Source organism: Streptomyces sp. NPDC053069, assembly GCF_044546895.1.
In the GTDB taxonomy this organism is placed as follows: domain Bacteria; phylum Actinomycetota; class Actinomycetes; order Streptomycetales; family Streptomycetaceae; genus Streptomyces.
On record NZ_JBITZN010000001.1, the window covers coordinates 127,291 to 149,165 of the forward strand.

Here is a 21,875-nt window from a genome sequence, read left to right on the forward strand (position 1 = left end):
GTCCGTAGCACGTTCACACATTTCGCGTGTCACGTCGCGCAGGAGGTATCCATGAGCCGTGCTGTGCCTGAACAGAAGCGAGTCTGGAGGACAGGTACTGCTCCCGGCATATTCCCGCTCCTTGGCCACGGTATCGCCTTCTACCGTCGACCGCTGGCGTTTCTGAATTCTTTGCCCGCGCACGGCGATCTGGTCGAGATACGACTGGGCCCCCAGCGTGCCTGGATGGTGTGCCATCCGGAGCTGGTCCACGAAGTGCTCATGGATCCGCACACCTTCGACAAGGGGGGCCCGCTGTACGACAGGCTCGGGAAGCTGATGGGAGACGGTCTCGTCACCTGCCGCCAGGCGACGCACCGGAACAAGCGGGCGCTGCTGCAACCCGGCTTCCGTCCCTCCCACGTCGTCCACTACACGGACCTCGTCACCGAGGAGGCCGAGTCGGTGTGCGAGACGTGGCAGACGGGCCGGACGGTTCCCGTCACCGAGGCGATGACGACCCTCACGACCCGCGTGATCAGCCGGGTCCTGCTCTCCGACTCGCTGGACGACACGACGACCGCCGAGGTGCGGGAGTGTCTCACCGACGTCGTCCGTGGCCTGTTCGTCCGCACGGTGGTACCGGTCGACGCCCTGTTCCGCCTTCCCGCACCCGCCAACCGCCGCTACCGGCGCGCACTTTCCCGTCTGCACGCGATCATCGACGCGGTGATCGCGGAGCGTCGCCGGGGTCCCGACCGCGACGACGTGCTGGGAACCCTGCTGACGGCCGCGCGTGGCGACGGGGAGATGGCGGCGATCACCGACCAGGAGGTCCACGACCACCTGATCACACTGCTGCTCACGGGCGTCGAAACCCAGGCCCTGGCGCTGGCCGGCACCTTCAGCCTGCTGGCCCGCCATCCGGCTGCGGAGCGCCGCCTGCACGCCGAGCTCGACTCCGTCCTCGCCGACGGTCGGCGGCCCGGTCGCGACGATCTGCCGCACCTCGTCTACACCCGGTGCGTCGTCTCGGAGACGCTGCGCCACTCGTCACCCGGCTGGCTCTTCACCCGTGTCACCACCAGGGAGACGGAACTCGCCGGGTGCCGTCTGCCCGAAGGAGCCGCCGTCCTGTACAGCCCCTACCTCCTGCACCACGATCCCTCGTCGTTCCCCGACCCCGAGCGTTTCGACCCCGACCGCTGGCTGCCGGGGCAGCCCACCGCCGGGCAGCGCCGCGCGATGATGCCGTTCTCCGCAGGCAACCGCAAATGCCTCGGCGACGAGTTCGCGATGGTGGAGGCCACCCTGGCGCTCGCGACCATCGCCCGCCGCCGGCGCCTGCGGCACCTGCCGGGGTATGTCGATCAGAAACCGCGCCCCGGGATCACCATGGGGCCCCGTTCACTGGTCATGATCTGCGAACCCCGTTCCCGCATGCACTCCGCCGCCTCGCTCACGCCCCGGGCAGCAGCCGCCCAGCGCACACCGGACAGCCGAACGGCAGGTGACCACATTGTCGACAACACATGAGGAAATCACGCTCGGCGTACCGGACCGATTGCCGGTCTCCACCCTCCGGGACCTGATCGACACCCACATCCACATGCCTTTCCCGTTCCGGCGGAACCCCTATGAAGCCGCAGCCGCGGCCGGCGTCGACGCATGGCTGAGGGTATGGGGGCTGACCGACGAACCGGATGTGGCGGCGATGATCGCCCGCACCCGGCCCGCCGAACTCGCGTCCCACACCAGCCCCACCGTGGACGCCGGTCTCCTCCAGATCGTGGCGCACCAGATCGCTTACCAGTTCATCTTCGATGACCTTGCGGAGCACGTCGGCCGGCAGTCTCCGGGCAGGCTGCTGCCCATGCTGTGCGAAAGCGTGGAGATTCTGCGCGACGGCCGGCCGCCCAGCACTCCGCTCGGAGCGGCCCTGGCCGATCTCCACCGACAGGTCCGGGAGCGGTGCACACCCGCACAGGCCGCTCGATGGGCCGGGCTGAGCCGTGAATACGTGCACGGCCTGTTGTACGAAGCCGTGGCCCAGACCCACCCCTTCCTCCTGCGCACCGGCGACTGCACCTCCATACGGTCGCTGACCGCGGGCGTCGAGCCGTTCCACCCGCTGTACGAGGCCGCCCAGCCCCTCGCACCGACCGCCGCCGAGGTCCATCATCCCGTGGTGCGGCGGCTGAACCGGCTGTCGGCCGACGCGGCGGTGTGGACGGCCGACCTGTTCTCCGCGGTGAAAGAACAGCGCGCGGGCGAGATGATCAACCTGGCCCTGGCCCGCCGGCGCGAGCACCGATGCTCTCTGCAGACCGCCGTCCTCCTGGCCATCGAGGAGATCAACAGCACGATCGAGGAGTTCCAGAGGCTCTATGACGGGATCAAACCGGAGTTGAGCCCCGCGGGAGTCGGCTATGTGGAGTGCATGACCGGCTGGATCCGCGGGTGCTACGACTGGTCCCGCACCGTGCCGCGCTACGCGGATGTGACGTCGGTGCCCGCCGTGCCGTAGCCCATCCCTGACGTGCCCCTGCCACAGCAGCACCGGGAGCTGTCCATCCGTGCCTCCTACCCAGCGTAGGGGCATTCTCCCACCTACAGTTCATGATTCACCCGATGGTGCCCAATCCGGCCGGCCCCACCTCGGCGAGGCGTACTCTCGGCTGTCCTGAGCCGAATGACAGAAGGCGGTACGGCACATGGCGACGGAGCCGCGGCACCCGGTCACCGAGCAACGGACGTTGATCGAGCGCCGACGGGAACTTCAGGCGCTCGACGCGGCGTTCGAGGAACTGCGACGCACGACCGACGGCGTGCCGCGGGCGAGGCGCAGGGGGCTGCTCGCCTTCAGCGGACCTGCCGGGCTGGGCAAGACGGCACTCATCACGCAGGCACGTGAGCGGGCCGCGGCATCCGGATTCACCGTGCTGTCGGGCAGGGGCGGGGAGACGGAACAGGGATCGGCATTCCGCGTGGTGCGCCAGTTGGTGCAGCCCTGGCTGGCGAGGATGGAGGGGGCGGAACTCCGTGCCCTCCTCGGGAGTTGGTACGACGTCATGGCCGGCGTGCTCGGTCTCGAGGCGAGGGGCCCTGCCCCGGCACCGGACCCGACCGGGGTCCGCGAAGGTCTCGACTGGGTCATGACGCGCCTCATCATGAAGAAGGCGCCCGTGGTGCTGCTCCTGGACGACCTGCACTGGGCGGACACCGAATCCCTCAGCTGGCTGGGTTCCTTCGCGTCACGCATCGATGACCTTCCCCTGCTGATCGTGATCGCCTACCGGCCCGACGAGCTGCCGTCCGACGCGGGTGAACTCCGCACGCTCGTCGGACGTCACGGGGACCGCCTTCAGGACCTGGCACATCTCACCGCCGACGGCGTGGCCCAGATCATCAGGAACGAGGTCGGTGAGGCGGCCGAGGACGTGTTCTGCAAGGAATGCTGGTCGGCCACCGGCGGGAGCCCCTTCGAAACGGTGGAGCTCGCGATCGGGCTCGGCGAGCGGAAACTGAGCGGCACCGCGGACGACCTGCCCGCGATGCGTGAACTCGCCGCGGCGATCAAGGGCCCCGGACTGATCGAGCGTCTGGAACGGCTCGACACCGCAACCGTCCGCTTCGCGCACACCGCTGCCGTACTGGGTTCGCCCTTCTCACCGCAGCTCGCCGCGACCATCGCGGTGCTCGGCGAGGAGGCCGCCGCCGAGGCGACCCAGAAGCTGCGCGCGGCCCGGATCCTCGCCGACGGCCGTGGTCCGGAGGGCGAGCTCGAATTCGTGCACCCGCTGATCGCCACGACGATCTACCGGTCCATCCGCACCGGCTTCCGGGCCGGTCTGCACAACGCGGCCGCGGAGGCCGTCCTGGCTGCGGGATACGGCCCCACCGCCGCCGCCCGGCATCTGCTGGAGGTGCCCTGCGAGGGCAGCACCGAGACGGTGGCGTGTCTGCGCGAGGCCGCTCGCGAGTACCTTCGCGCCGGGGCCACCGAGGCCGCCCGGCGTCTGCTGGACCGTGCGATGCAGGAGCCACCCCTCCCCGAGGACCGTGCCGCGGTTCTGCACGAACTCGCGTGCGCCACGTTCCTGATCGAGCCCACGGCCACGGTGCGGCATCTTCGCCAGGCGCTGGCGGAGCCGGACGTCGACCCCGATCTGCGCGCCTCCATCGTCTATCGGCTGACGACGGCGCTGGCCCACACCGACCGGATGGCCGAGGCCGTGGCCGTGGCCGCCGAGGAGGCACGGCAGGCCACGAATCCGCGCGTCAAACTGCGGATGCAGGCGGATCAGTTCGTCTGGAGCACGATGCGCGCCGACGATCCCGACTCACCCGCCCGCTCCCGGACGCTGGCGCGCCTGGCCGAGCAGCTGCCCGGTCGCAGGCTGGAGGAGCGTTACATCCTGGGACTGCGGGCCTGGGATGCCGTCCTGCGCGGCGAACCGCGCCGGACCGCCCTCACGTATGCCGAGAAGTCCCTGCGGGGCGGCATGAGCTGGACCGACGAGAACCGGGGCTTCGAGGTACCCCTTTCCGTCGCCTTGGTCTTCATGTACGCCGACCAGCCGCGGCGGGCCGAGGAGCTGTTCGAGAGGGGGATCGCCGAGTGCGCGGGCAGGGGCTGGCACGGCTCGCACCTGGCCTTCGGCCAGACCATCGCCGGCTACGTGCGCTATCACCGCGGTTGCCTGGCGGAGGCCGAGGAGCTGGTCCGCGAAGGCCTGCGCATCGCCGACAAGGTGGAAGGGGTCGTCGCCGCCCAGTGGTACGGCGTCAGCGTCCTGATCCAGACGCTGCTGGCCCGTGGGCGCATCGCCGAGGCCCGCGCACTCGCCGACGACCACCACTTCGGTGAGATGGCGCCGAACGCCGTCATCTATCCGGACCCGCGCACCGTGTACGCGGAACTGCTCCTGGCGGAGGGACGGCACGCGGAAGCGGCCAAGCTGCTGTCCGCGGTCGGGAACTGGCTGGACGAACGGGCCTGGCGCAACCCGGCCTGGTGCCCGTGGCAGCTGCGGCTCGCGACCGCGCTCGCCGCCACCGCCCCGGACGCGGCGATCGCCCACGCCCGGGACGCCGTCCGCCGCGCCCAGCACTTCGGCGCCGCCTCCATCGTCGGCCAGGCCCTGCACACCCTTGCCGAGGTGACCGGCGGGACTGCGGCACTCGATCTGTACGCGCAGGCCGTCGACCACCTGGAGCAGTCGCCCGCCGCCTACGAACTCGCCCGCGCCCAGATCGGTCACGGCGCCGCGCTGTCCCGCAACGGGCGGCTGCAGGAGGCCGCCGACCGGCTCTACCAGGGCCTGGAGGGAGCCGTCCACTGCGGGGCCGAGGGACTCGCCGCCCGGGCCAGGGCAGAGCTCTCGGCAGCCGGACTGCGCCCGCTGCCGCTGCGCTACGTCCAGGTGGACACGCTGACCGCCCAGGAACGCCGTACGGCCGAACTGAGCGTCCAGGGACACCCGGTGGCGGTGATCGCCAAGGAACTGCGCCTGACCGAGCAGGGCGTGCGGCAGCTGCTCTCCAGCGTCTACCGCAAGGCCGGCACCGACGCCGCCGGTCTCGCCGGGTTCCTGAAGGGCGGTCCGCACCACCGCCCTTGAGGCCGTTCCCGCTTCGCGCCGGGACGCGGTCACACCGCCCGCGTACGCCCCTGCCAGTACGGGTCCCGCAACCGCCGCTTGTACAACTTGCCGTTGGGATCGCGGGGCATCTCGGCGATGAAGTCGATGCTCTTGGGCCGCTTGTAGCCGGCGAGCCGTTCGGCGCAGTGGTCGAGCAGGGCGGTGGCGAGGGCCGGGCCCGGTTCATGGCCGGGGGCCGGCTCGACGACCGCCTTGACCTCCTCGCCCCAGTCGTCGTGCGGGATGCCGAAGGCGGCGGCGTCGGCGACGGCCGGGTGGGAGAGCAGCACGGACTCGATCTCGGCCGGGTAGATGTTGACCCCGCCGGAGATGATCATGTCGATCTTGCGGTCGCGCAGGAAGAGGTAGCCGTCCTCGTCCAGGTAGCCGAGGTCGCCGACGGTGAAGAAGTCGCCGATGCGGTTCTTGCGGGTCTTGGTCTCGTCCTTGTGGTACGAGAAGCCGCCGGTGCTCATCTTCATGTAGACGGTGCCCAGTTGTCCCGGTGGGAGCCGGTTGCCGTCGTCATCGAAGATCGCGAGTTCGCTGATGGGCCAGGCCCTGCCGACCGTCCCGGGCTTCTTCAGCCAGTCCTCCGCGGTGGCGAACGCACCGCCGCCCTCGCTGGCCGCGTAGTACTCCTCGACGCAGTGCCCCCACCAGTCGATCATGGCTCGCTTGACGTGGTCGGGGCAGGGGGCCGCGCCATGGATGGCGTGCCGCATGGAGGACACGTCGTAGCGGGCCTTCACCTCGTCGGGGAGGGCCAGCAGGCGGTGGAACTGGGTGGGGACCATATGGGTGTGCGTGCAGCGGTGGGTGTGGATGCGGCGGAGCATCTCCTCGGGGGTCCACTTGTCCATCAGGACCAGGCGGTGGCCGATGTGCAGGGACGCGCCCGCGAACTGCAGGACGGCCGTGTGGTAGAGCGGCGAGCAAACCAGGTGGACGTTGTCGTCGAACGGCTTGATGCCGAAGATCCCGAGGAAGCCGCCCAGGTAGGACTCCTCGGGCGGCCTGCCGGGCAGTGCACGGCGGATGCCGCGCGGGCGTCCCGTCGTACCCGAGGTGTAGTTCATGACCCAGCCGAGTTCGCGGCCGGAGGGGGGCGACTTGGGCTGCCCGTCGAGGAGTTCGGCGTACGGCCGGAAGCCGTCGACCGCACCGATCCCGTAGCGGTGCGTGGCCGGGAGTCCGGCCTCGTCGGCGGCCCGGCGCGCCGCGTCGGCGAACCGCTCGTGGGCCAGGAGCACCTTGGCGCCCGAGTCGGCGACGATCCAGGCGATCTCGGGGCCGACGAGGTGGTGGTTGACCGGGACCAGATAGAGGCCGGCCTGGGTGGCGGCCAGGTAGGCGGTGAGGAACTCGACGCCGTTGGGCAGGACGACGGCGAAGGCGTCACCGCGTTCCAGTCCGGCCGCGCGCAGCCCGTGGACGAGCTTGTTGGCGGCGGAGTGCAGGCGTTCGGCGGTCCATTCCTCGCCGTCGGGGGCGACCAGGACGGTGCGGTCGGGGTGCTGGGCGGCCTGGGCCCAGAAACCGGCAGGGGGTGTGCTCACGACTGGCCGCTCCTTCCGGCGATGCGGTTGATGCGGTCCACGGCCTCCTCGAAGCCGCGGGTGAGGTCGTCGAGGACGGCCTGGACGCTGCGTTCGCTGCTCATCCGGCCGACGATCTGGCCGACCGGGGTGCCGAGCAGCGGTTCGACCTCGTACTTCTGGATGCGGGAGACCGCTTCGGCCACCAGCAGGCCCTGCAGCGGCATGGGCAGGGTGCCGGGTCCGGCCGGGTCGTCCCACGCGTCGGTCCACTCGGTACGGAGCTGACGTGCGGGCTTGCCCGTCAGGGCACGGGAGCGGACGGTGTCGCCGGAGCCGGCGGCGAGGAGTTTGCGGGTCAGGGCGGCGGAGTGCAGGTCCGCCTCTGTGGTGGTCAGCCATAGCGAGCCCAGCCATACTCCTTGGGCGCCGAGGGCGAGGGCCGCGGCCACCTGCTGTCCGCTGCCGATGCCTCCCGCGGCCAGCACGGGCAGCGGGTCGACGGCTTCCACGACCTCGGGGGTGAGCACCATGGTGGCGATCTCGCCGGTGTGGCCGCCCGCCTCGTAGCCCTGGGCGACGACGATGTCGATGCCCGCCTCCTGGTGCTTGCGGGCGTGCCGGGCGCTGCCCGCGAGCGCGGCCACCAGGATGTCCCGGTCGTGGGCGCGGGCGACGACATCGGCGGGCGGGGAGCCGAGGGCGTTGGCGAGCAGCCGGATCGGGTGGTCGAAGGCGACGTCGAGCTGGGTACGGGCGACCTGTTCCATCCAGCCCGTGATGCGCCAGCCGGACGCCTCGCCCTCGGCCAGCTCCGGGACGCCGTACTTGGCGAGGGTCTCGTGCACGAACTCCCGGTGGCCCTCGGGGATCATGGCCTCGACGTCTGCCTCGGTCAGTGTGTGGTTTTCCGGGGCTTCGACCTTCTTGGCGGGCATGACGACGTCCAGCCCGTAGGGCCGGCCGCCGGTGTGTGCGTCGAGCCAGTCGAGGTCGCGTGCGAGGTCGTCGGGGGCGGTGTAGCGGACCGCGCCGAGCACGCCGAAGCCGCCGGCCCGGCTGATGGCCGCGGCGACGGCGGGGAACGGCGTGAAGCCGAAGACGGCGTGCTCGACTCCCAGTTTCCTGCTCAGCTCCGTCTGCATGGGCGCAGGATGCCGCAGTCGGCTGGACGACGGAAGTGCTTTTCTGACGGAACGTCAGATTCTTTTCGCGCTGTGACGTCACTTCGCCCTGTCGCGTTCTGCGGTGGTCTCCAGCACCGCCATCGCCGCGTTGTGTCCCGGTACGCCGCTCACCCCTCCCCCGCGCACCGCGCCCGCGCCGCACAGCAGCACGTTCGGGTGCCGGGTCTCCACTCCCCAGCGGCCCGTTTCCGGCTGCGCGTAGGGCCAGGACAGGGCGCGGTGGAAGATGTTGCCGCCGGGCAGCCGCAGGTCCCGTTCGAGGTCGAGCGGGGTCTTCGCCTCGATGCAGGGGCGACCGTCGGCGTCCGTGGCCAGGCAGTCGGCGAGGGGTTCGGCGAGGTGGGCGTCGAGCTGGGCGAGGGTGGACTTCAGCAGTTCGTCGCGTACGGCGTCGTTGTCCCGGTCGAAGAGCCGGGCGGGGGTGTGCAGGCCGAACAGGGTGAGCGTCTGGTAGCCGCGCGCGGCGAGGTCGGGGCCGAGGATGGTGGGGTCGGTCAGGGAGTGGCAGTAGATCTCCGAGGGCGGCACGGCGGGGATTTCACCGGCGGCGGCCTGGGCGTGGGAGGTGGCCAGCTGCCGGTAGCCCTCGGCGATGTGGAAGGTGCCGGCGAAGGCCTCGCGCGGGTCGACGGCCGGGTCGCGCAGCCCGGGCAGCCGGGTGAGCAGCATGTTGACCTTGAGCTGGGCTCCCTCGGCGGGTTCGGGCGCCGCGTCGCCGGTGAGCGTGGCCAGGTCCTGCGGAGAGGCGTTCACCAGGACGTGCCGGGCGGCGGCGACGCCCTCGCCGTCGGCCGTGCGGTAGGTGACCTCGGCGGTTTCGCCGTCGGTGGCGATCCGGACCGCCTCGTGCCCGGTCGCGACGACCGCGCCCGCCGACCGGGCGGCGGCGGCCAGGGCGTCGGTGAGGGCGCCCATGCCGCCGACGGGCACGTCCCAGGCGCCGGTACCGCCGCCGATGACGTGGTAGAGGAAGCAGCGGTTCTGGGCCAGGGAGGGGTCGTGGGCGTCGGCGAAGGTGCCGATGAGGGCGTCGGTGAGGACCACGCCCCGGACGAGGTCGTCCGTGAAGTTCTCCTCGACGGCGACGCCGATGGGTTCCTCGAACAGGGTTCGCCAGGCGGTCTCGTCGTCGATGCGGCGGCGCAGCTCCTCGCGGCTGGGCAGGGGCTCGGTGAGGGTCGGGAAGACACGCTCGGCGACCCGCGTAGTCATGCCGTAGAAGCGCTGCCACGCCCTGTACTCGTCGTCGCCGCCGGTCAGCCGGGCGAAGGCCTCCCTGGTGCGGGACTCGCCGCCGCCGACGAGGAGTCCGGTGGGCCGGCCGTCCCGCTCCGCCGGGGTGTAGGAGGAGATGGTGCGGGAGCGGACGCGGAAGTCCAGGGCGAGGTCGCGCACGATCTTCTGCGGCAGCAGGCTGACCAGGTACGAGTAGCGCGACAGCCGGGCGTCGACACCGGCGAAGGGGCGGGTGGAGACGGCGGCACCGCCGGTGTGGTCGAGCCGTTCCAGCACCAGCACCGAACGGCCGGCGCGGGCCAGGTAGGCGGCGGCGACCAGGCCGTTGTGGCCGCCGCCGACGATGACGGCGTCGTACGCGCGGGTTCCCTCGTTGGCAGACATGGTTCTTGGTAACACGGGATGATCCCGGTCGGCGAGAGCACGTACCGGTGGTCCTCGTCGCCGCCCGGTGGCCGGCCGGGACGCTCCGCTGTCACCGCCCGCCGGAAGGCCGCTGCCGACTCAGTACGGCGACCCGCCGGTACAGCTCCACCGCCTCGGCGCTGCGGCCCAGGCGTTCGAGACAGTGCGCCTCGTCGTTGCGGCCGGCGAGGGTGTCGGGGTGGTCCGGGCCGAGGATCTGCTCGCGGGTCGCGGTGATCCGCCGGTACTCGGTGAGGGCCTCCTCCCAGCGGCCCAGCCAGCCCAGGGCGACCGCGACCTCACGGCGGCTGACGAGCGTGTCGGGGTGCGCGGGCCCCAGGGTCTGCTCGCGGAGCAGGCACACCTCCCGGGCCTCGGTCAGGGCGTCCTCCCAGCACCCGAGCCGGCCGAGATTGACCCCGAGGCCGTGCCGGGCGCGCAGGGTCTCGGGATGGGTGGGGCCCTGGACGCGGGTGCGGTCCCCGACCAGCTCGCGGTACACGCGCAGGGCGTCCGCGCTGCGACCGAGGCGGCCGAGGCTGAGGGCGGTCTCGTAGCGGGCGGCGAGCGTGTCGGGGTGGTCGGCGCCGAGGACGCGCGCTCTGGCCCCGGCGACCTCGCGGTAGATGCGCAGCGCCTCTTCCCAGCGGCCCGACTGGCCCTCGGCGTAGGCGAGTTCGCAGCGCGAGACCAGGGTGTCGGGATGGTCGGGACCGAGCACCCGGGCCCGGGCGGCGGCCACCTCCAGGGCCGTACGGCAGGCGTCGTCCAGGCGGCCGAGCCGGCCGAGGGTGCAGGCGAGGTTGTGGCGGCAGCGCAGGGTGTCGGGATGGTCGGGGCCCATGACGCGCACCCGGGCGGCCAGCACCTCCGCGTACACCTGGTGGGCCTCGAAGTGGCGGCCCAGCCGTCCCAGCACATAGGCCGTCTCCTGGCGGGCGGCGAGGGTGTCGGGATGGTCGCCGCCGAGCACACGTGCTCTGGTCTCCGCGAGATCCGTGTAGGCGGCCAGCGCCTCGGCGGCCCGGCCGGCGCGCAGGAGGGCGGAGGCGGCGGTGCCCTCCTCGGGAAGTGCCGTGCGCGCCTCGGGAAGGGCCGGTTGGGGTCGTCGGGCGTCTGCGGGACCCCCGTGACCGGGCACGCCCGCGTGACGGTGGTCGCCCGTCGGATACGGCCCCGCGCCCCTTCCGGGCGCTGCGACCCAGCGGGCTGACAGAGCCGCGCCCGAGTCGGGCGGCAGTGCGCGGAAGTCGGCGCTGAGAGCCTTGTGGCCGGTGGTCATGTCCCGGGTCCAGGACGGCAGACGGGTTCCGTCTCTCACGTCCGGAATACGAACGGCAGGAACGGCGGTGGCCGTTGTGCGGCCGCCCAGGAGACGGCGGACCAGCTCCCCGGCATCCTGCGGCCGTTCCTCCGGCCGTTTGGCCAGCAAGGTGAGAATGACGTCCTCCAGGTGGACCGGCAGTTCCGGGCGCTGTTCGCGTGGGGGGCGGGGTGGGGTGTCGCGGTGGCCGATGAGGACCGCCCAGGCGTCCTCCAGGTCGAACGGCGGGGCCCCGGTGGCGATTTCGTACAGCACGCAGCCCAGCGAATACAGGTCGCTGCGCTGGTCGACCGCATCGCCGCCGATCTGCTCCGGAGACATGTAGTGCGGGGTGCCCAGGGCGACGCCGGTGCCGGTGAGCCGGGCGGTGAAGCCGATGTCGTGGCCGAGGCGGGCGATGCCGAAGTCGCAGATCTTCACGGTGCCGTCGGCCAGCCGCACGATGTTGGCCGGCTTCAAGTCCCGGTGGACGACGCCGTGTTCATGGGTGTAGGCGAGGGCGGCGGCGACCTGGGCGGCGATGTCCGCCACGTCGTCCACGGGCAGCGGATGCCCCTTGTTGTCCTCCAGCAGCCGGCTCAGGTCCCGGCCCTCCAGCAGCTCCATCACCAGGTACGGCACCCCGTCGGACTCGCCGAAGTCATGGACGACGGTCACCCCGCGGTGCGAGAGGGCGGCCGCCACCCGTGCCTCGCGGCGGAAGCGTTCCCGCAGGGCGCGGGTGAGGGACGGATCGTGGTGGGGGCCGAGCGGCTTGAGGCACTTCACGGCGACCTGCCGGCCGAGGGACTCGTCCCGGGCCCGCCACACCTCGCCCATCCCGCCCCGCCCGATCAGGTCGAGCAGCCGGTACCGGTCCTGAACCAGCCTGTTCTCCCCCATAGCGATCCGCCGCCCCCGTCGCCGTCCGCCCCGCCGCCCAGGAGGCCGGCTCGGAACCGCGCCCCACCGCGCCGTCCCGATCCGCGCCACACCCCCCTGCCCGTCCAGTATGGCGGTCTATCGTCCGACTTTGTACGGTGCCGGACGTGCCTGCGGGCCGAGCCTCGCCATGGCCCTCAGGATGTGTTTGGGCGGCAGCTGCCAGCGCACACGTGCCGGAACGCGGCGCAGCAGCGCGCCCGTGGCCCGCAACCGGCGGGTGACGACGGCAGGTGCGGGGGCCGGTCTGCCGTACAGCTCGTGGGCGTACGGCGGCAGAGCGGCGTACGCCAACTGCGCCACGCGCCGCCACAGCGCCTCGCGCGCCGGGACGAGGAGGGGATGCGTCGGCGGGCGGAGCAGGAAGTCGTCCACCTCGCGTGCCTCGCGCCCCGCCGCCAGCTGCGGCCGTACCCTGTCGAAGTACGCGGCGAGTTCGGCCCGGCTCGCCGGTACGGTCTCCGGATCCAGGCCCACCAGGCGCGCGCTGACCCGGTGTTCGGCTATGTACCGGTCGGCCTGGGCGTCGGTGAGCGGGAAGCCCGAGCGGCGCAGCACGTGCAGATAGGAGTCGATCTCCGCGCAGTGCACCCACAGCAGCAGTTCGGGCTCGTCGACGCCGTAGCGCTCGCCGGTGTCCGGGTCGGTGGCCGTCAGCATGCTGTGGATCTTCCGTACGCGCGCGCCGGCCCGCTCGGCGGCCTGCGTGGTGCCGTAGGTCGTCGTGCCGACGAAGTTCGCGGTGCGCATCAGCCGGCCCCAGGCGTCGCGCCGGAAGTCGGAGTTCTGCATGACCCCGCGGACCGCGCGCGGGTGCAGGGCCTGAAGGTAGAGCGCGCGGACGCCGGCGACCCACATCATGGGGTCGCCGTGCATCTGCCAGGTCACCGAGTTCGGCGTGAACAGCCCGGGATCGCCCATGCCCGCAGGCTAGCGCCGTACCCTCGGCATCCCCAGGCCGATCCAGGAGATGATCTCGCGCTGGATCTCGTTGTTGCCGCCGCCGAAGGTGAAGATGACCGCCGAGCGATAGCCGCGCTCCAGTTCGCCGTGCAGGACGGCACCCGCCGAGCCCTCCTTCAGCGGTCCCGCGGCGCCGACGATCTCCATGAGCCAGGCGTAGGCGTCGCGGCGGGCCTCGGAGCCGTAGACCTTGACGGCGGAGGCGTCCTGCGGGGTGAGTGTGCCGTCCTGGACGGCCGTGACCATCTGCCAGTTCAGGAGCTTCAGCGCGTCGAGCCGGGTGTGGGTGCGGGCGAGGAGCCGGCGTACCCAGCCCAGATCCACCACGCGGCGGCCGTCGGCGAGTTTCGTCTCCGTCGCCCACCGCTGGACGTCGTGCAGGGCGCGGACGGCCATGGTGCCGTGCGCGGCGAGGGTGACGCGTTCGTGGTTGAGCTGGTTGGTGATCAGCCGCCAGCCCTGGTTCTCCTCGCCGACGCGGCGGGAGAGGGGGACGCGGATGTTCTCGTAGTAGCTCGCGGTGGTGTCGTGGGAGGCGAGCGTGGTGATGAGCGTGCAGGAGTATCCCGGGTCGGAGGTCGGCACCAGCAGCATGGTGATGCCCTTGTGCGGCGGGGCGTCCGGGTCGGTGCGCACGGCGAGCCACACCCAGTCCGCGGTGTCCCCGTTCGTCGTCCAGATCTTCTGCCCGTTGACGACGTACTCGTCGCCCTCGCGTACGGCCCTGGTCCTGAGGGAGGCGAGGTCGGTGCCGGCGTCCGGTTCGCTGTAGCCGATGGCGAAGTCGATCTCGCCGGAGAGGATGCGCGGGAGGAAGTACGCCTTCTGCTCGTCGGTGCCGAACCGCATGAGCGTCGGGCCGACCGTGTTCAGCGCCATCAGCGGCAGTGGTACGCCGGCCTGCGCGGCCTCGTCGAAGAAGATGAACTGCTCCATCGCCGTCATGCCGCGCCCGCCGTACTCCTTCGGCCAGCCGACGCCGAGCCAGCCGTCGGTGCCGAGCCGGCGGATGGTGTCCCGGTAGAACCGCTTCTGGGCGGCCGGGTCGGCGTACCGGGCGTAGGCGTTGTCCGGAACCAGTTCCGCGAAGTAGGCGCGCAGCTCGGCGCGCAGTCGCTGCTGCTCGGGCGTGTGGTCGAGGTGCACGGCGCCTCCAGGCTCCCCAAGGGCGGTCCTGACGGCGCACACCGTAGAACGTGTTTCAGAAATAGGGAATGCCGTGTCCCGGGGAATTCCGGGCTTGCCGCGGGAAGGTCACACGAGGCTGTGCAGGAACTCCGAGCAGGCGTCGGCGCACGCCCGGCAGGTGGCTGCGGCCGACTCGGCGCCGGGCTGGTCGTCGAAGGCGCGGGCGCACTCCAGGCAGGCCGAGCGGCACCAGTCGAGCCGGACCCGGATCTCGTCCTCGTCCTGCCGGTTCTCCTCGCCCAGGATGCGGCACGTGGAGTCGCACACCTCGGCGCACATGATGCCCAGTCTGCGCACCCGCTCCTGGCGCTCGGTGCCGTCCGGGTCGACCAGGCTCGCGCGCACCGCGCAGGCCCTGGCGCACTCGGTGCACGCCTGTGCACAGGCGAAGCGGTCCTCCAGGAACCGGTAGAGCTGCTGCGAGGTGGGCGATGTCACATCGTGCGGGTAGCCGGGGCACAGCACGGCAAACCACCATCCGGGCCGCAGAGGGCGCCGGTGTCGACGCGCACGGCGGCGGGGGGCGCCGCGCCGCCGCGCACCATGGGTGCCGGGACCGCGCGGTACGTCCACCGCCGTCACGCATTGTGTCCGGTTCGTCCGGTTCTGGGCGGGGTATGCCTAGTTGTATGAGTACCGCATCGACGCAGCTGGCCGCAGCGAGCGGCCTGATGAGCCTGGTTCTGTTCATCGTGGCCATGGGTGTCCTGGCGCTGCTCGCCGGCGGCTTCTGGATGAACTCCCGCGTCAAGTACCGCGAGTCTCCTCGGCCGCGGCCCGAGGAACAGCCCAAGCTGCCGCCGGACGGCCCGGTGCGCGAACTGCGGGAGAACAGAGAATCCCAGGAGGTTCCCCAGGTCCCCAAGGGCAGCCGTCCGCTCACCCCGTACGAGCTGAGCAACATGGACTCCAAGCCGAGCGCGTCGAAGGATCGTCCGCGCTGGAGCCGGGGTTCCAGCGGTTCGTTCGGCGGCGGCGGACTGGGCGCCCACTGAATCCCGGCCCGCGCCGGACCGCCCTACGCCCCTAGGAATCCTTGCGGGCGGCGTCCAGGCGGCCGACGCGGGCCACGTTCTGCCGGTCCTCGGGGTCCTGGCTGGGTTCCGCCGCGAACCAGGCGTCGAGGATCTCCTTCAGCAGCGGTTCGGAGGTCAGGCGCAGGCTCAGCGCGAGGACGTTGGCATCGTTCCAGCGGCGCGCACCGTCCGAGGTCACGGCATCCGTGCACAGCGCCGCGCGTACGCCGGGCACCTTGTTGGCCGCGATGGACGCGCCCGTGCCGGTCCAGCAGCACACCACCGCCTGATCGGCCGCGCCCTCGGCCACGTCCCGGGCGGCCGCCGCCGAGCAGACCGCCCACTGCGCGTCGGCGCCCGGCTGCAGCGCGCCGTACGCCCGGACCTCGTGGCCACGGCGCTGCAACTCGGCGATCAGCAGACGGGCCACGGGCTCGTCCATGTCGGAGGAGACGGAGATCCGCATACCGGGAGCCTAGCGCCTGGGATGCGACGCCGGACGGGGCGCGGCACGCCTCCTGGAGGCGGCGGCCGGTGTGCGCCCGGGTACGGGCACGACCCAAGGCTGCCCGCCCGGCACGCGCTCGTCCCCGCGTCGGAAGACACGGGCAGGGGCGGGGACGCCCATCGGCAGCCGCTCGGTCTCGCCCCCACGACCGCAGCACGGGCACCCCGCGCAAGCACCCGACCGCCTGTTCACCAGGCGCACCGCCACCGCCTTACAGGCCCGCGGACCGCTCCCCGCCGGCCGTCGGCACGCTCGTCCCCGCCCCGCGAGCGCCATCGCCACCCGGCGTGGCTGCCGGGTGGCGGGGCCGGTGGGCGGGTGGTGGCTTGCCGGAGGTCCGGGGCTCCTTGCTGAGGCCCCGGTGGGCGCTCGGGCGCCGACCGGGACCCGCCGACAGGAGCCGGGGGGCGGTCAGGGGTGGTCGGGGCGCTGGGACGGAGGTACGCCGCCGCTCTCGCCGCCGCCCTTCTCGCCCTTGTCCGAGCCGTGCGGGCGGCCCGCCTTCCGGTCGGCCGTCTGGCGGGCCTTCAGCTCGCCGCTGTCCTGCGGGGTGGCGCCTCCCTTGTCACTGCGCCGCTGTTCGGGCTGCTGCGGATTGGACATGCGCCGGACTCCCTCCGAATGGTGCGGGGTGCGTGCACGCTCCGGGTTCCCAGAGCCGTGCGGGTCACCCGCGCCGGATGCGGCGGGCAAGGGGGCGGAACCGCTCGCCGCCCGGTGGAGGTGTTCGAGGGCGTCGAGGAGTACCGAGCGGTGGTACCAGCTCAGCCAGGCCGCCGTGTCGGCGGCCAGCAGGCCGAGCGCCTCGGCCTGGGCGGCGGTCGGCCGGTGCCCGGCGTCGGGCCAGTGCAGGGTGATCACGCCGGTGCAGGAGCCGGCCGAGGACAGCACGGGCACGCTCTGCAGGGCGCCGGTACCCGTGGTCAGCAGGACGCGCCGGAACTCCTCGGAGAGCAGCGCGTCGGCGGCCACGTCGGGCACGCTCACCCGGCATCCGCGCACTCGCGCCACCGCGTCGGCCGTGCCCTCGTCCCGGCCGCGCACGAGGTGGTCGACGAACGTGTCCACGCAGCCGTAGTGGGTCTCCAGCATCAGCGTGTTCGCGGCCGGGTCGACGAAGCGCACGTACCCCGCCGGGGCCCGCCCGATGGCCAGCGCCTCGTGCAGGACGGCGTCGATCATCTGCCGGCGGTAGCGGGGGTCACGGCCGTCGCGGGCCAGGATCCGCAGCTGCGGCACGGGCAGGCAGCGCCGGCCCGGGAACCACACCTCGCCGTCCGGGGGCCGGGCCACCACCACCGCGGAGACGAGGACGCGCAGCGGCACGTTGAACCGCTGCGAGGCCTCGCGCAGCACCCGGAAGGCGCTGCCGGAGTCGGGCAGGCCGTAGCGGACCATGAGCACGCCCTGCGCCATGCCGATGACCGGCGCGGTGCGTACCCGGGCGCGCAGCGCGCGCACCTCTTTGCGCAGGTCCTCGTAACTGGGCCGCAGCGGATCCGCCATCTGCGACCGCCAGGCGGGCAGGTCCTCCACGCGGGAGGCGGCGCGGGCGAGCTCGTGCAGCGCCTCGTCGAGGGTGGCGTAGAGCCGGACGCCGTTCAGGCGGGCCAGGTGCACCGCCTCGCGCACTCCGGGCCGGGCACGGACGATGATCAGGTCCGGGCGTCCGGTGCGCGACCGGGTCGTCTCGCTGAGCGTGTGCAGCACGGCGGCACCGCCGAGTTGCACATGGCCCATGTCGAGGACGGGCCGCAGGCCCGCGCGGTCCGCCTCCTCCAGGTGCCCGCGCAGCTCCGCCGACCAGGCCTCGGCTCCCGCGGCGTCGAGGCTGCCCGACATGCGCAGCAGCAGCGCTCCCTCGGCGGGCAGTCCCTCCACGACGGACGACTCGATGACGAGCGGGGCCGGGGCGGCGGGCGGTTCGGAAGAGGGTTTCATGGCATCACCGGGATCAGGACGTCGCAGAAGACTCAAAAGGCCTCTTCCTGACCACTGTGCACGGTAGGTGTCCGACCCGCGATCGCGCCATCCACCGCGCCGGACGGATGCCCGCCGGTGTGCTCACCAGGCGGTGCCGCCGGGCCGCGGCCCCGCGCGTCGTGCGGCCTCCAGCGGTTACTGCAGGGAACCCAGGGCGGACGCCATCGTGGCATGGGCCCGCACACCCGGCAGTCCCGCGGCGCGCAGCGCCTCCCGCACGTGCGGCCGGGGCTGTACGACGGGCAGGGCGCGACCGGCGAAGGCGAGGATCCCGGTCGCCCGGTCGACGGCGCGCACCGCCGCGGCGCAGGCGAGATACAGCTCGGTCATGTCCAGCACGGGGTGTTCGCCGGCTCTGTCGGCCTCGGCGATGTGCTCGGCGAGCGCCTCGGAGAACTCCCCGGCGTTGGAGGCGTCGACCGTGCCCCGGGCCTTCAGCACGCTGAGCGCGCCGAGCTCGGGGCGGTGCTCGTGCACGGTCTGCAGGAGCAGCGGGGCCGGGCCGCCGGGGCGGACCCGGGCACGGGGGCGCTGACCGTCATCCATGGGGATCGCGCTTCCTGGGCGGGGAAGGATCAGAGCAGCCAGCCGCGTCTTGACCGGGGAGTTCACTGTGCCTGCGCGCCGCGCCCGGCGCAACGACTGCGGCCGGGCGTGTCGCGCCGGGTGCGATTCAGCCGACATACCGCCGTGCGGGTGAACTCCGGCGGGCCCGTTCCAGTGCCGCGAGCCGGCGTTCCAGGTCCGGCGGTACGGGGTCGCGCTGGCGCAGCACCCAGGGCAGTCCGGCGGTGGCGTGGGCGAAGGCGCGCGCGGACGCGGCGTCCCGGGGCACGGTCCGCATCAGGTGCCCGGTGCGGCGCAGCGCCGGCAGCAGCGGGCGGCGCAGCCAGGTGAACCACAGCGTGTTGCGCAGGCCGAGGACGCGCCGGGCCGTGCTGTCGCGCAGCCGGGAGGCGCGGTGGTGCACGGTGAGCTCCTCGGCGTAGGCGAGCCACCAGCCCTGCCGCAGCAGGTCGCAGGCGAGCAGTTCCTCCTCGCCGCCGAGCCACAGCCCGGGGTGGAAGCCGCCGCCCGCCCGGAAGGCCTCGGTCCGCAGCACGGTGGCGGCGGCGAGGAACGAGCCGAGGGCGGGGCCGGGAAGCCAGTCGGGTCCGGGCAGCGGGGACTCGCGCAGTTCCCGTACGACGGGGTCCTCGGTGCCTTCGGGTTCCACGACGATCCGTGCGGTGACGGCCGCGAGCCGGGGCCGGGCGTCGAGCAGGTCGGCGGCCCGGCGCAGGCTGCCGGGCTCCCACCAGGTGTCGTCGTCGCAGAAGGCGACGTAGGGCGTGCGGACCTGCCGGACGGCGAGGTTGCGGCCGATGGCCCCCAGGTTGCGGCCCGGGCGCAGCAGTGTCACCTGGCGGAAGTCGCGGGCGACCGCTTCGGCGGTGCCGTCGGTCGAGGCGTTGTCGGTGACGATCACGCGGGGCGTTCGGGCAGCCGGTGCAGCAGGGCGAGGGTGTGCAGCAGTTCCTCGCGGCGGTTGTGGGTGATCACGACGACGGTCGTACGGTCGTCGGGGGCGGTCCGGGTCATCGCGCGGGGTCTTCCTGCGGGCGTACCGCCGCCTGCCGGTCGAGCAGGCGGGCGGCGTGTTCGACGTGCGGGGGCAGGGTGCGGCGGCGAGCCAGGGCGGCCGGGAAGCGCACGAGGGTCTCCTTCAGGGCGCGGCGCGCGCCCGGGCGGCCGGCCGCGGCGGCCACGGTGAGGCCGGCACCGGCCCGCAGCGCCACGGGCCAGGGGCGGCGCAGACAGGTGGTCAGCACGTGGTTGCGGCGGACCAGGAAGGGGCGGCCGGTGCGGCCGTGGTCCTCGGGGTGGTGGCGGGCGCACAGTGTGGGTTCGTAGGCGACGCCCCAGCCCTCGGCGGCCAGGTCGTAGGCGAGCAGGGTCTCCTCTCCGCCGAAGAAGAGCAGCGGGTGGAAGCCGCCGACGGCGAGGAAGGCCTCCCGGCGCACCACACAGGCGCAACCGAGGAAGCCGAGCACCGGGCGGCCGGGCAGGTCGGGTTCCGCGGGCAGGGGCGAGGCGTCGAGGACGGCGTTGAGGGGATCCTCGGCGGCCTGGTCGCCGACCAGGGTGCGGGCGGCGAGCAGACCGAGCCGGGGGTGGTGGTCGAGGAGGTCGGCGGCGCGGCGCAGGCTGCCCGGCTCCCACCAGGAGTCGTCGTCGCTGAAGGCGACGTAGGGGGTGCGGGCGTGCCGGACGGCCAGGTTGCGGCCGAGAGCGCCGGTGTTGACCGCGGGTCGCAGCAGGCGGGGGAGGGCCGGGTGACCGCGCACGGCCCTGCGGGTGGTGTCGTCACGGGAGTTGTCGACGACGATGACCGGCGGCCGCTCGGGCAGCTCGGCCAGCGCGTCGAGCGTACGCAGCAGGCTGGCGGCCCGGTCGCGGGTGATGACGGCGACGGTGATGCGCGGGTCCGGCGCAGCGGTGGCCCTGCGGGTGCGGCCGGGGGCGGACTCAGTGGACATGCGCCACCTCCGGTCCGGCCTGCCGGGAGCCGCCGCCGGCCGGGCCGAGCAGCGTCAGGCAGGCCGCGGCGACCTCGCCGGAGCGGATGCGCAGCAGGCAGGCGTCGGGGGTGCGGCCGTGCGGGTCGCCGGGCGGGCCGGGCTTCCACAGGGCCAGGTGAGCCGGGCTGCGGGGCGGGCCCCACAGGTGCGGGGACACGGGTCCGAAGAGGGTGACGGAGCGGGTGCCGTGGGCGACCGCGAGATGCGCCGGGCCGGTGTCGCCGCTGAGCACCAGGGACGCCTCGGCCACCAGCGCGGACAGCTCGGCGTACGGCAGGCCGCCCGCGAGTACGTCATGGGCTCGCTGTCCGCTGCGCTCGGCCACCGAGCGCACGAGGGCCTCCTCGCCGGGCCCGCCGGTGAGCACGACGTGGTGTCCGGCCGCGCGCAGGCACCGTACGACGGCGGCGTACCGCTCCCCCGGCCAGCGGCGGGAGCCGGAGGCCGCGCCGGGGTGCACGACCACCGCGCCCGGCGCCGGGGACGGCGTGCCCGGCCGGGGCAGCCGCAGGTCCAAGGGGTCGGCCGGGATGCCGTAGGCGTGCAGGAAGGCGCACCAGCGGTCCCGTTCGTGCAGGTCGGCCTGCCAGGGCGGGCCGTCCTGGGCGGCATGGGCGAGCAGCCTGCGCGGGTGTACGGCCGCGAGGGCGTCGCGGCTCTCCGGGCCGTTGCCGTGCAGGTCGATCGCCACGTCGGGTGGCGCGCCGGTCCAGTGCGTGAGGGACGGCACCGCCCGTCCCGGGGCCTCGGCCGGGAAGACGGCGTCGACCGCCCCGGTGGCGCGCGCCGGTTCGGCGAGGGCCGGCGGCAGGGCGAGGACGGTGCGATGGCCGGGAAAGGCCCGCCGGATGCCGCGCAGCGCGGGCACGCCGGCCAGCAGGTCACCGAGCCCGAGCGCGCGCAGCACCAGGACGACCGGGCGGTGGGACGAGTGCGTGCGGGTCACCGGGTGACTCCTCCGAGGGGTGCGGCTGCCGTGGCGCAAGGGCGGGCGAGTACCGCGTCGCGGGCGGGGGACGCGTACCGGATGGCGGAGCGGGCCGGGCCGGGACCCGAACCGTCGGACCGGTGCTCGGCGGCGCGCGGATCCTGGCCGCCAGTGCCCTGCGGCGGACAGGCCGCCCCCCGACGCGGGACGGCCAAGCACCGAGTGCAGGCCCCGGCCGGCCACTGCCCTGCCGACCGCACCGGGTGCCGAACCGGGACGGCCGCACACCGCCCACAACCCCGGCACCGCCATTCCGACCGCACCAGGGACCGAACCCGGACGGCCGCACACCGCGCAGAAGCCTGCCACCGCCGGGCGGTCCGCGTCGGCGCCGGTCCGGGACGGCCGGGTGCCGCCGGGGCGCACGGCGGGGTGTGGGGTGGTCGCCGGGTGTCGTATCGGGTCCGCCGCGCGGTGTCCGGGGCGGTGCGGC

At 73.2% G+C, this 21,875-nt stretch carries 16 protein-coding genes and 1 pseudogene; 4 read left to right on the forward strand and 13 right to left on the reverse strand.

All coding sequences use genetic code 11. The features are described 5' to 3' along the window. Positions 1–171: 171 nt before the first annotated feature. The 3 genes from ACIGXP_RS00580 (at position 172) to ACIGXP_RS00590 (ending at position 5,603) form a co-directional block, all read left to right on the forward strand. Positions 172–1,515 carry a cytochrome P450 gene (locus ACIGXP_RS00580; protein WP_399762612.1) on the forward strand — a complete coding sequence of 448 codons (1,344 nt, stop codon included), beginning with the start codon at positions 172–174 and terminating at the stop codon, positions 1,513–1,515. Next, positions 1,490–2,506, forward strand: coding sequence for a (-)-alpha-amorphene synthase (locus ACIGXP_RS00585; RefSeq protein WP_399762613.1), 1,017 nt, complete (start codon positions 1,490–1,492; stop codon positions 2,504–2,506). The genes ACIGXP_RS00580 and ACIGXP_RS00585 overlap by 26 nt, the downstream gene beginning before the upstream one ends. A 187-nt stretch (positions 2,507–2,693) precedes the next feature. Continuing rightward, positions 2,694–5,603, forward strand: coding sequence for an ATP-binding protein (locus ACIGXP_RS00590; RefSeq protein ID WP_399762615.1), 2,910 nt, complete (start codon positions 2,694–2,696; stop codon positions 5,601–5,603). Positions 5,604–5,632: 29 nt separating this feature from the next. Here ACIGXP_RS00590 and ACIGXP_RS00595 read toward each other — a convergent pair whose 3' ends face one another. The 7 genes from ACIGXP_RS00595 to ACIGXP_RS00625 all read right to left on the reverse strand — a co-directional run bounded on the left by ACIGXP_RS00595 (position 5,633) and on the right by ACIGXP_RS00625 (position 14,824). Next, on the reverse strand, positions 5,633–7,183 hold the full coding sequence (locus ACIGXP_RS00595; RefSeq protein WP_399762617.1) for an acyl-CoA synthetase: 1,551 nt from the start codon (positions 7,181–7,183) through the stop codon (positions 5,633–5,635). Continuing rightward, entirely contained in the window at positions 7,180–8,307 is a 1,128-nt protein-coding gene (locus ACIGXP_RS00600) for a nitronate monooxygenase (protein ID WP_399762618.1), read from the reverse strand. The genes ACIGXP_RS00595 and ACIGXP_RS00600 overlap by 4 nt, the downstream gene beginning before the upstream one ends. A gap of 78 nt (positions 8,308–8,385) precedes the next feature. After that, positions 8,386–9,969 carry a phytoene desaturase family protein gene (locus tag ACIGXP_RS00605; RefSeq protein ID WP_399762619.1) on the reverse strand — a complete coding sequence of 528 codons (1,584 nt, stop codon included), beginning with the start codon at positions 9,967–9,969 and terminating at the stop codon, positions 8,386–8,388. Between the two features lie 91 nt (positions 9,970–10,060). Then, a complete protein-coding gene (locus tag ACIGXP_RS00610; protein WP_399762621.1) occupies positions 10,061–12,196 on the reverse strand; it encodes a tetratricopeptide repeat protein in 2,136 nt (711 codons plus the stop codon). A gap of 117 nt (positions 12,197–12,313) precedes the next feature. Further along, the gene (locus ACIGXP_RS00615; RefSeq protein WP_399762623.1) at positions 12,314–13,156 is read right to left on the reverse strand and encodes an oxygenase MpaB family protein; all 843 of its coding nucleotides are present in this window, start codon (positions 13,154–13,156) and stop codon (positions 12,314–12,316) included. Positions 13,157–13,165: 9 nt separating this feature from the next. After that, positions 13,166–14,344: an acyl-CoA dehydrogenase family protein gene (locus ACIGXP_RS00620; RefSeq protein WP_399762624.1), complete on the reverse strand. Its 1,179-nt coding sequence runs from the start codon at positions 14,342–14,344 to the stop codon at positions 13,166–13,168. A gap of 108 nt (positions 14,345–14,452) precedes the next feature. Then, entirely contained in the window at positions 14,453–14,824 is a 372-nt protein-coding gene (locus ACIGXP_RS00625; protein ID WP_399762626.1) for a ferredoxin, read from the reverse strand. 191 nt (positions 14,825–15,015) lie between these two features. Between ACIGXP_RS00625 and ACIGXP_RS00630 the strand changes: the two genes are divergently transcribed. After that, positions 15,016–15,381, forward strand: coding sequence for a DUF6479 family protein (locus ACIGXP_RS00630; RefSeq protein ID WP_399762628.1), 366 nt, complete (start codon positions 15,016–15,018; stop codon positions 15,379–15,381). A gap of 31 nt (positions 15,382–15,412) precedes the next feature. On the opposite strand, the gene ACIGXP_RS00635 is transcribed toward ACIGXP_RS00630, so the two are convergent. The 6 genes and pseudogenes from ACIGXP_RS00635 to ACIGXP_RS00660 all read right to left on the reverse strand — a co-directional run bounded on the left by ACIGXP_RS00635 (position 15,413) and on the right by ACIGXP_RS00660 (position 21,400). Next, complete coding sequence (locus tag ACIGXP_RS00635; RefSeq protein ID WP_399762630.1) at positions 15,413–15,868, reverse strand: RpiB/LacA/LacB family sugar-phosphate isomerase; 456 nt, start codon at positions 15,866–15,868, stop codon at positions 15,413–15,415. 453 nt (positions 15,869–16,321) lie between these two features. After that, entirely contained in the window at positions 16,322–17,851 is a 1,530-nt protein-coding gene (locus tag ACIGXP_RS00640) for an ANTAR domain-containing protein (RefSeq protein WP_399762632.1), read from the reverse strand. 177 nt (positions 17,852–18,028) lie between these two features. Continuing rightward, positions 18,029–18,439 (reverse strand): STAS domain-containing protein, encoded by a 411-nt coding sequence (locus tag ACIGXP_RS00645; RefSeq protein WP_399762634.1) that lies wholly within the window; start codon positions 18,437–18,439, stop codon positions 18,029–18,031. Positions 18,440–18,566: 127 nt separating this feature from the next. Further along, positions 18,567–19,474, reverse strand: a pseudogene (locus tag ACIGXP_RS00650) (glycosyltransferase family 2 protein). Continuing rightward, a complete protein-coding gene (locus tag ACIGXP_RS00655) occupies positions 19,471–20,412 on the reverse strand; it encodes a glycosyltransferase family 2 protein (RefSeq protein ID WP_399762635.1) in 942 nt (313 codons plus the stop codon). Before ACIGXP_RS00655 ends, ACIGXP_RS00650 begins: the two are co-directional and overlap by 4 nt. Continuing rightward, positions 20,402–21,400, reverse strand: coding sequence for a glycosyltransferase family 9 protein (locus tag ACIGXP_RS00660; RefSeq protein WP_399762637.1), 999 nt, complete (start codon positions 21,398–21,400; stop codon positions 20,402–20,404). Before ACIGXP_RS00660 ends, ACIGXP_RS00655 begins: the two co-directional genes overlap by 11 nt. Positions 21,401–21,875: the final 475 nt, after the last annotated feature.

Bases quoted from the DNA above. Each gene is read 5' to 3' on its own strand.
- ACIGXP_RS00600 (WP_399762618.1), bottom strand. From the start codon at position 8,307: ATGCAGACGGAGCTGAGCAGGAAACTGGGAGTCGAGCACGCCGTCTTC.
- ACIGXP_RS00640 (WP_399762632.1), bottom strand. From the start codon at position 17,851: ATGAAACCCTCTTCCGAACCGCCCGCCGCCCCGGCCCCGCTCGTCATC.
- ACIGXP_RS00630 (WP_399762628.1), top strand. From the start codon at position 15,016: ATGAGTACCGCATCGACGCAGCTGGCCGCAGCGAGCGGCCTGATGAGC.
- ACIGXP_RS00645 (WP_399762634.1), bottom strand. From the start codon at position 18,439: ATGGATGACGGTCAGCGCCCCCGTGCCCGGGTCCGCCCCGGCGGCCCG.
- ACIGXP_RS00610 (WP_399762621.1), bottom strand. From the start codon at position 12,196: ATGGGGGAGAACAGGCTGGTTCAGGACCGGTACCGGCTGCTCGACCTG.
- ACIGXP_RS00635 (WP_399762630.1), bottom strand. From the start codon at position 15,868: ATGCGGATCTCCGTCTCCTCCGACATGGACGAGCCCGTGGCCCGTCTG.
- ACIGXP_RS00655 (WP_399762635.1), bottom strand. From the start codon at position 20,412: ATGTCCACTGAGTCCGCCCCCGGCCGCACCCGCAGGGCCACCGCTGCG.
- ACIGXP_RS00590 (WP_399762615.1), top strand. From the start codon at position 2,694: ATGGCGACGGAGCCGCGGCACCCGGTCACCGAGCAACGGACGTTGATC.
- ACIGXP_RS00615 (WP_399762623.1), bottom strand. From the start codon at position 13,156: ATGGGCGATCCCGGGCTGTTCACGCCGAACTCGGTGACCTGGCAGATG.
- ACIGXP_RS00605 (WP_399762619.1), bottom strand. From the start codon at position 9,969: ATGTCTGCCAACGAGGGAACCCGCGCGTACGACGCCGTCATCGTCGGC.